This is a genomic window from Thermodesulfobacteriota bacterium, from assembly GCA_036397855.1.
Taxonomy (GTDB): Bacteria; Desulfobacterota_D; UBA1144; order Nemesobacterales; family CSP1-2; genus DASWID01.
The window spans coordinates 1-8,377 of record DASWID010000167.1 but is presented as its reverse complement, the minus strand read 5'-3'; the positions used below and the strand labels follow the sequence as shown (position 1 = coordinate 8,377).

9 protein-coding genes and 1 riboswitch are annotated in these 8,377 nt (G+C 40.2%); of the genes, 5 read left to right on the top strand and 4 right to left on the bottom strand.

All coding sequences use genetic code 11. The features are described from left to right. Positions 1-58, bottom strand: a riboswitch (cyclic di-GMP riboswitch). This riboswitch is flagged as partial in the annotation. 163 nt (positions 59-221) lie between these two features. From VGA95_13025 to VGA95_13005, 5 genes are all read left to right on the top strand, one after another. Then, positions 222-1,052 (top strand): hypothetical protein, encoded by an 831-nt coding sequence (locus VGA95_13025; protein HEX9667462.1) that lies wholly within the window; start codon positions 222-224, stop codon positions 1,050-1,052. Positions 1,053-1,181: 129 nt separating this feature from the next. Beyond that, the gene (locus VGA95_13020) at positions 1,182-1,391 is read left to right on the top strand and encodes a hypothetical protein (GenBank protein HEX9667461.1); all 210 of its coding nucleotides are present in this window, start codon (positions 1,182-1,184) and stop codon (positions 1,389-1,391) included. A 323-nt stretch (positions 1,392-1,714) separates the two neighbouring features. Beyond that, complete coding sequence (locus tag VGA95_13015) at positions 1,715-2,443, top strand: hypothetical protein (GenBank protein HEX9667460.1); 729 nt, start codon at positions 1,715-1,717, stop codon at positions 2,441-2,443. A gap of 43 nt (positions 2,444-2,486) precedes the next feature. Continuing rightward, on the top strand, positions 2,487-2,804 hold the full coding sequence (locus tag VGA95_13010; GenBank protein ID HEX9667459.1) for a PqqD family peptide modification chaperone: 318 nt from the start codon (positions 2,487-2,489) through the stop codon (positions 2,802-2,804). Positions 2,805-3,256: 452 nt separating this feature from the next. After that, positions 3,257-4,240: an IS110 family transposase gene (locus tag VGA95_13005; GenBank protein ID HEX9667458.1), complete on the top strand. Its 984-nt coding sequence runs from the start codon at positions 3,257-3,259 to the stop codon at positions 4,238-4,240. A gap of 271 nt (positions 4,241-4,511) precedes the next feature. On the opposite strand, the gene VGA95_13000 is transcribed toward VGA95_13005, so the two are convergent. From VGA95_13000 to VGA95_12985, 4 genes are all read right to left on the bottom strand, one after another. Further along, positions 4,512-5,024 (bottom strand): hypothetical protein, encoded by a 513-nt coding sequence (locus VGA95_13000; protein ID HEX9667457.1) that lies wholly within the window; start codon positions 5,022-5,024, stop codon positions 4,512-4,514. A gap of 116 nt (positions 5,025-5,140) precedes the next feature. Further along, positions 5,141-5,314 (bottom strand): hypothetical protein, encoded by a 174-nt coding sequence (locus tag VGA95_12995; GenBank protein HEX9667456.1) that lies wholly within the window; start codon positions 5,312-5,314, stop codon positions 5,141-5,143. A gap of 220 nt (positions 5,315-5,534) precedes the next feature. Further along, entirely contained in the window at positions 5,535-6,455 is a 921-nt protein-coding gene (locus VGA95_12990; GenBank protein ID HEX9667455.1) for a hypothetical protein, read from the bottom strand. Positions 6,456-6,854: 399 nt separating this feature from the next. After that, positions 6,855-8,330, bottom strand: a complete 1,476-nt coding sequence (locus tag VGA95_12985) for an aldehyde dehydrogenase family protein (GenBank protein ID HEX9667454.1) — start codon at positions 8,328-8,330, stop codon at positions 6,855-6,857. Positions 8,331-8,377 lie beyond the last annotated feature (47 nt).

Here is an 8,377-nt window from a genome sequence, read left to right as displayed (position 1 = left end):
TAACCTTCAATCCTGTAGTTTTGCGTCCCGCTTTTCTAACGGTTTGCCTTTATCGGTTAGGTATATCTACCGACTATTGAAATCGTTAAAGTTTTTCTTTCAAAGAGCGATATAACTTGCTGTCGATTCTACAATAAACTAAAACATAATGTCAAGCACTTTTTAAAATTAATCGTGTTAAGTTACGTGTTTCACGGACAATAGCTTGGTGATATTATATAATGATTAAAAAGAATTCAGGCAATTTAAGCGTGTCCAAAGTATTTCGAATTTTTGAACGCTCAAGATTTCCAGTAAAAAGGTATTGTCTGCGTTGCAAGTATCGTGGTTTATCAAGACTATCAAATGGAAGATATTACTGCCGTCGTTGTAAATACAAGTTCTCCGCCCTCACCAATACTCGTCTTAGCAGAAGCTTTCTTCCTCTAGATCACTGGTATGAACTGCTCTGGTGGTTTGCTTATGGACACACTGCTAATCAAACCGCAAAAGAAGTGAAACTACCTCAACAAAGGGTACATAAATGTTTTTCTACAATTCGGAGAGCTATTTATGACTATGAGCAACTCGAGATGAAACATCTCCTAGGGCAGGCGAGGAAAGATGCGAGGTATGCAGATATTAAGAACGAAAAAAGGAAAGAGGAGGGCGGGAGATATTACAGGAAGGCAAGAACAGTTAAGCATTCCGGTGAGGCGCGAATTCAAAGTAAACCGATTTTTTGTCTATACGAATTGGATAGTCGAGTATATGTAGTATTACGAGATGATATAAAGGAGCAAACCCTCCGAGAAATAAGTAGGGGAGAGATTGTAATTGAAAATGATATAAGAGAAGATATCGGGAAAATAAACGAAAAGCCAGTTGATATAAATGGAGTCGAAGAATTTTGGCTATATTTAAAGGAACATCTTGTCAAGCATCATGGAGTATCGAAGAAACATCTTATTTACTATATAAAAGAGAAAGAATTTAGATTTAATCAAAGACACTTAAGAAAAAAAGGATTTGTAGAAAAACTGATTGCAATCCTGGTAAATCCCGGTCATTGAACGGCGTAGACTCCATAACTAAGTATCACATAATACTTTTTCACTGAAATAATTATAACTTAAGTACAATTTACTATGATTAAACAAAATATTATGATTATATCAAAAATTGTTTAAGGAGATGAGAATATGGCCGAAATTATAAAAGATGAGGATACTAGTGTAGATAGCGTCAGGAGGAGACTATTAAAGATAGGGATCTATTCTGTTCCAGCTATTATGTTTCTAGGGAAAGTCAAAGTGGCAAGAGCAAGTAATGGGCCCAGTGGTTCCCCATATAGTCCTTCTGGTCCCCCATTTAGTCCTCCTGGTCCCCCTCCAAATATTCCCCCACGTTAGTAGATCAGAAATGTTTGCAAGAGTTATGACTTAGTTTAACTAAAAGGTTAGGTCTTAAATACTGAAGTATATTTGGTGTAACGAAATTATAGATATCATTCTATGGCAAGATTAGAATTGGGATTTTAAAAAAGCTTCCATTTTAATTAAATGACATTGTTCAATGGTTTCGTATGGTTAGTGAGAAACTGAGCTCAGATTATAAATTTTTTTACACGAAAAATGTTCCGTCACTTTTTATTAAAGTTTTCTCTAATTCCTATGATTTCCTTGATCGATTGCGAAAACTTACGTCTGGATTACAATTTAACAGTAAGGAACATGTGGCTGACGTTGAATATAGGGTTTATTTGAGGCGAAATGGCTATGGTAAACATCTTATAAAAAAAAACGGAAGCATTGTTTACAAAGCAAATGATCGTAATGACCTTCTTATAAATTTACTTGTATGTTTTCAGAACGATTTTATACAAACTTTCGACGATCATCTCATCCTTCATTCAGCGTTAGTTATTAGAAATGGAATTGCTTTAGTTCTCCCCGGACCTAGAAAAAGTGGCAAGAGCACACTTGTCATATCATTGTTAAAACACGGATTTAAATATTATTCAGATGATATAACAGCAATTAATCTGAAATCATTGAGAGCTACTGGATTTCCAAGGGCTATAATGATTAGAGATAATACTTTATCCTTATTTCCTTCTCTAAAACCGGAAATAACTTGTTATGGTTACAAATTATACAACGGTCATAAATCAAAGAAGATCCACCTTGGAATACCTTCAAAAAAGGTATTGGCCCCTTTGAATAAATCTTTTCCCATATCATCAATAATTTTTCCTAAATATAGTTCAAATGGAAATACATTCATAAGTGATATAAAAAATTCAAGTGCTGTATTAAATTTAATGGGTTGCACCCTTAATCAGAATAGATTTGTGGATAGTGGTTTCAAAACAGCAGCAAGTATTGTAAGAAATATAAAGTGTTATTCCTTGCAAATAAAAGATTTGTCGAAAGCTTGTGAAATTATTAATGGACTAATATAGGATACTTGTTTATTTCCTCGGCAATCAGAGTTTGAAGGAATAAATGTCAAATGTCGAAGCGTCAAAAAAAATGAAATCGACTAATTACAATTTAACAAGTCAGAAAATAAACAGGAAAACCGAAATATTAAGAGAAGAAATTGACGAAGAGGTCCTGCTTTTTAATCCAAAAACAAGGAAAACCTATGTTTTAAATCAGATGGCAGATGTTATATGGGAGCTGTGTGATGGAAAACATACACCGGCTGGAATTACAGACGAGATTGTAGATGTTTTGGAAGTAAATTCAGATCAAGTACGAAAAGATGTGTTAAAAGTTATAGAAGATTTCTTTGACCAAAATTTGGTTGATGTGAGTTAATTTTTGATTAACCTCAGCACTACGGGCTCAGGACAAGGCTATCCATAAGATCATTGAGGTGGAAATCTATCGGGACAAGAATGTCCCGACTATCCATATTAAACGCCGTCATCAATAACGATAGGCGGGGTTTTCCAACCCCGCATATATAGAACCTAAGGAATCGAAACCTAACCTGTCCTGAGCCCTGAGCTTGCCGAAGGGTCGAAGGAAGATTTCCGCTAGCCTGTCATTTGTATGTTAATTATGAGTTGGTTTATCCTGATCAGGTGAACCAACTTGGGCAAAGCAGACTGCCTGTCATTTGGTCCAATGAGACCGTTTCGCAGCTTAGTCGCTTTGCCCCGTCTTTTCATTAGTCCGAACAGTTGTATAGGCCACTTTAGAGCCTGGATCCACAAGTAAGGACCCGAAAAGATTTTAGTTGGTTACAAGTCTATATTAGGAGGATAATGATGAACGTACCAAAAGTAAAGGGTAGGAAGGCCAGGGGGGATAGGGGTTGTTTTGTTGGGATTGATGTTTCTAAGGATAAGCTAGATATTTGTATAATTCCCAGTGGTGAGAGTTGGACACAGGCAAATGGAGATTTTGATGAGTTATGCGATAAGTTGGAGGTTATGAATCCGGAATTGGTAGTACTAGAGCCTACCGGGGGATGTGAGCTCGGGGTGTTGAATGCATTAATCAGTAGGGGAGTGAGAGTGAGCAGGGAACACGCTTATAAGATTCATCATCATGGTAGGGCAAGTGGGCAGTTGGCAAAGAGTGATAAGCTAGATGCATCTGTGATAGCGGATTATGCAGAGGTTTATAGTAAGAAGATAAAACCGATGACAGAACCCTTAGAGGAACAGGAGTTATTACAGCAGCTTAGTAGTAGGAGGAGGCAGTTGGTGGTGATGCGGGGAGCTGAGAAGGCGCGGTTAGGACAGCCTGGAGTTTTTGAGGCCATAAGACAGAGCTGTGAGAAGATGATAAAGAATCTAAGTGAGGAGATAGAGAGACTAGAGAAGCAGATTCGGGAGGTTGTAAGAAAGAAGCGGGAGTGGAGGGAGAATCAGGAGATATTGGAGAGTGCGAAGGGGATAGGGGAGAAGACATCATCGGTATTATTGGCGAATTTACCTGAGCTTGGGAAGATCAATCGTAAGAAGATAGCGGCATTGGTTGGGGTAGCACCGTTTAAGAATGAAAGCGGTAGATTCAAGGGGCAGCAGAGGATAAAGGGGGGACGCAGTGAAGTAAGAGCCGCTCTATATATGGCAGCGTTATCAGCTATAAGACATGATCCAAGAATAAGGGCTTTATACAAACGACTATTGGAGAGAGGAAAGAAAAAGAAGGTGGCAATAACAGCGTGTATGCATAAGTTACTAAGGATGCTCAATGCAATGTTGTCTAAAAGAGAGTGCTATCAGCCATGTGTGAGCTAAAAATTATTTCAGACTACCTTATACAAATTTGTTTTTTTATTTATAAAAAAAGAGTTGACTTTTAACACAGTTGCTGCGAACGGAGTGAAGCAATCTCATTTCTAGATTGCTTCGTCGCTTTGCTCCTCGCAATGACGTCTGAGCCCTTCAGTTTCTATTATGATACCCTGCAGCTTGCTGCAGAGAGTTTCATCAAATACTATCAGGGAAATTAGTGCTGATAATATCCGATAGAAGCTAGGTGCTAGTGTATCATGGTTATCTTGATAAATTAAATCTCCTCGACCCTCTCTTTTGTTCTCCACCACCAGATAATCGCAAGTATTACGCCTGCAACAATGGGAATCATTATCATCCAGATGAACTCTTGTACCAAAGCCGCACCGACCACAGCCGCTCCAAGGATTATGCCCACCACCATGTATCTCCAATCGAAGTGAACCCCCGCTAAGAAAGTCGCAAAAGCAAACATCAACAGTGCGACAAGTCCAGCATCAATGTTGTTAATCCTTCCTGATCTGAGAAGGAAGAAAACCAGGACTATAGCGATCAGTAAACCAATCCAGTGAAGCAATTGGGTTCGTATTACCGTCGAGACACCTATACCTTGGTGCGTCGCCCTCGACCACCCGGTGTATAAGCTGAAGCCCCCGAATATGGGCACCATGGCCATCCAATACCAAAAACCATATTTAGGGGAGAAGTCGGTTACGCCGATCCCGATGGCAGATAGGGCTATTAATGCAATTAATATGATTTCATTGGCCTGAAGCCGTTTCGCCAAGCTATTTGGATTGTTCATCTTAACTCCTCCTTGTTTTCCATTATATCATCATGATTGCTTTAGTATCAACCCCTTTCGATGTTATAAATTTAAGTTTGATGTTGTTTGACAGATATTCAATTCTCACTCAATAAAATCTTTGCATTCATATCTTCCTCCCGGGCTCTATGTATGCCTCGCTTAACATCGACTCTGCTCAATAGTATTGCTCCGGCGACCTTACTGTAATAGACCGGAAGAATTGCGGCCATAACAGTTGTGGCAAACGCAGAATTAGCCCAATCATACATTACCCATGAGTTGATCACCTTTCGTTATTGTTTCGGAGATTGTTCGGGGTCAGTCATGTTTTTTTATACATCTCTTTTCGAAATCTATGGTCTGTCTGGGACTAAACTATCCTGCCAAGATTATTATGGTACGCCGTTGTAACCTATATTACCGATTTGCTCCTAACATTTCTCTTCCCCCTTGACGGGGGAAGAATAAAGATGGGGGTGTTATTTCGTATTAGACAAGCAACCTCACAATACTTAAAACATGCCGGAATAACTTTATGAAATCGAAACTTAGAAATGTATTTGGTGTTATGTGATTCATTATCGATAGTTCCGTGTAGTAAACCGGAATATTCTCTGGCAAAGCATCACGAATTTTTCGGGCATCTTCAACCGGTGTGTTACCGTCGTTTTTGTCATGCATTAAGAATACAGTGGTTTTTATTTCCGATAAGATTGGATACGGGGAAAGTTCATCAAGTTTTTCTGTAAATTTCTTATTATCCCGACTCAATTCCTCAAGGGTAATTCCATTATCTGTAAAGACTTCTTCTGCCTTCTCGGTGCCAATTTGCTTATTCAGATAGTCTCGCAAAAGTTTTTTTGGGAATGGATTTGGTTTCCAACTTCGTTCATGACCGTCATAGACCGCTTTTTCAGTAACAATAGAGACAATGAGGTCACTCAGACTATAGTAGGCTCCTAATGAGAGAATAAAAAGAGGTTCACTTCCGAGCGAAGATGTAGCTCTGAGAACATAAGAACCCGCTACAGAAAAACCAATTATTCCTATCCTTTTTTTTGCTACATAGGTTTCACCTTGTAAAAATGTGAAAGTGTGCTTTATACGATCAATGTCATTTGTTGTAAAAACGCTGTTGCGGATTGTAAAAGATTGAGGAATGACAACTCCAATACCTGCTGCGGCTAATGCCTCTGCGAAATTAACGAGTTTAGGGTCCTTTGATCCTTTATCTGTAAATCCGGGAAACAGTATAACGAATGATGATTTCTGAGGACCTTTAGGTCGGTGGATGTCAACCATCTGTGTTGTGTAATCGACTTTATTAAGATCATTGGTTCCAATCTGTCGTTTAAATTCGAATTCGTCAAACTGAATATCATATTTGCCCAGCTCAAACCACTTGGGCACCCCAGGTACAACATGCGAAATTATGTATGCAGTGCGATAAAGAGATTCCCCCCATAGTAACAAGAATAACAAGATCACAACTAAACATGCTCTAAGGATTATGTAAAAGATTTTACGTTTATCTTTAAAATAGTGTCTCATTAGTTTAATGGTTGATTGGTAAAACAATCATAAAGATATCACAGAAGTTTCCGCCTTCTAACATTGCCACCTCCCTCAATTCATTTTGGGGTGAATACGAGAGGGGTGATGATAAATAAATTTTTATTTCTGAGACTGAGGACAGGCTGGGTGTTCATGCGGGGTTGGAAAACCCCCCTATCCGTGAATGGCTAGCAACAGCCGTTCACGCTGAGCCTGTCGAAGTGCCCGTACTGATTTATAAAGGTGAATAATTGATCAACCCCTATACCATCTCGGCATCTTATCTCCGATGAATATGTTTACGGCTTTTGTCTCAAGGTACATATCGAGACCCTCAGTTCCCAGCTCTTTCCCAATACCGCTCTGTTTGAATCCCCCATATGGTGTCTCAGGGATAATTCCTCCATAGGTATTGACCCAAAGATAGCCTGCTTTAACAGCCCTTGCCATCCTCAACGCTCGTTTTAAGTTCTGAGTCCAGATTCCTCCTGCAAGCCCGTAAATTGTGTCGTTTGCTATTTCTATTGCCTCTTCTTCGGTCTTAAATGGCATAACGGCGACTATTGGTCCGAAAATCTCATCGCACGCAACTGTAGCTGAGGGTTTCACATCTGCCAGAACTGTCGGTTCGAAGAAGTAACCTTTTGAAAATCGCTTTGGACGACCTCCTCCGACAAGAACCTTCGCTCCCTCTTCAACCCCCTTTTCAAAGTATGATTTCACTGACTCGAATTGTGCTCTGGAAACCAGAGAGCCCATTTCAGTTTCCTCTTCTGTGGGATCCCCCATGCGAATCTTCTTTACTCTTTCAATGTACTGCGAGAGAAAATTGTCATAGATGTCTTCATGAAGGAGGAGCCTGGTAACAGCCGTGCAATTCTCGCCCTGGTTGAAGAAACCACCCCTAAGATTTGCTTCAACTGCTTCTTCTATTTCTGCATCATTGAAAACTATGCAGGGAGCCTTGCCCCCCAGTTCGAGTGAAACCCTTTTTATACGCTGAGAGGCGGTATGCATTACGCCTTTGCCTACTTCAGTAGAGCCCGTAAAGGCGATCTTACTTATATCCGGATGCTCAATCAATGCCTGACCCGCTACACTTCCCTTTCCAGGTATTACATTGAAAACGCCCTCCGGTAATCCCACTTCCGCTGTTATCCGGGCGAATTCCATGATGCCACACGAGGTATCGGTTGCTGGCTTCAAAACGATCGTGCATCCAGCGGCAAGCGCGGCTCCTATTTTCCAGAATGAGAGGAGAAGAGGGAAATTCCAGGGAATAATGTGAGCGGCAACTCCTACGGGTTCCTTAAGTGTGATGGTAAGTTGATCATCTGAAACCACCATGCTTTCACCGTTCAGTTTGCTGGCGGCTCCAGCATAATACTCAAGCGTTCTAACGGAATTTGCAACCTCTACAATACGGCTTTCCCGAATGGGCTTCCCCGTCTCGAGGGTATTTGTCATTGCTATTTGGTCCTTATGCTTATCTAGCGCTTCTGCTAGGCGAGAAATAAACTTTGCGCGCTCCCTCGGAGGTACATGAGACCATTTCTCAAAGGCATGTTTTGCGGCCTTTACAGCTTTCTCAACATCTTCCTTCTGTGCCTCGGCGATCTCGGCAAGCGGTTCTTCAGTGGCTGGATTTTCTCTGATAAATGTCTTACCGCTCACCGAATCGACTTCTTTGCCGTTAATGAAAAGGCCGTATTTTCTCTGTGACTTAGCCATTTATTTCCTCCGGAACTTATGGACATAGTTAGTTATTGTAATATTAC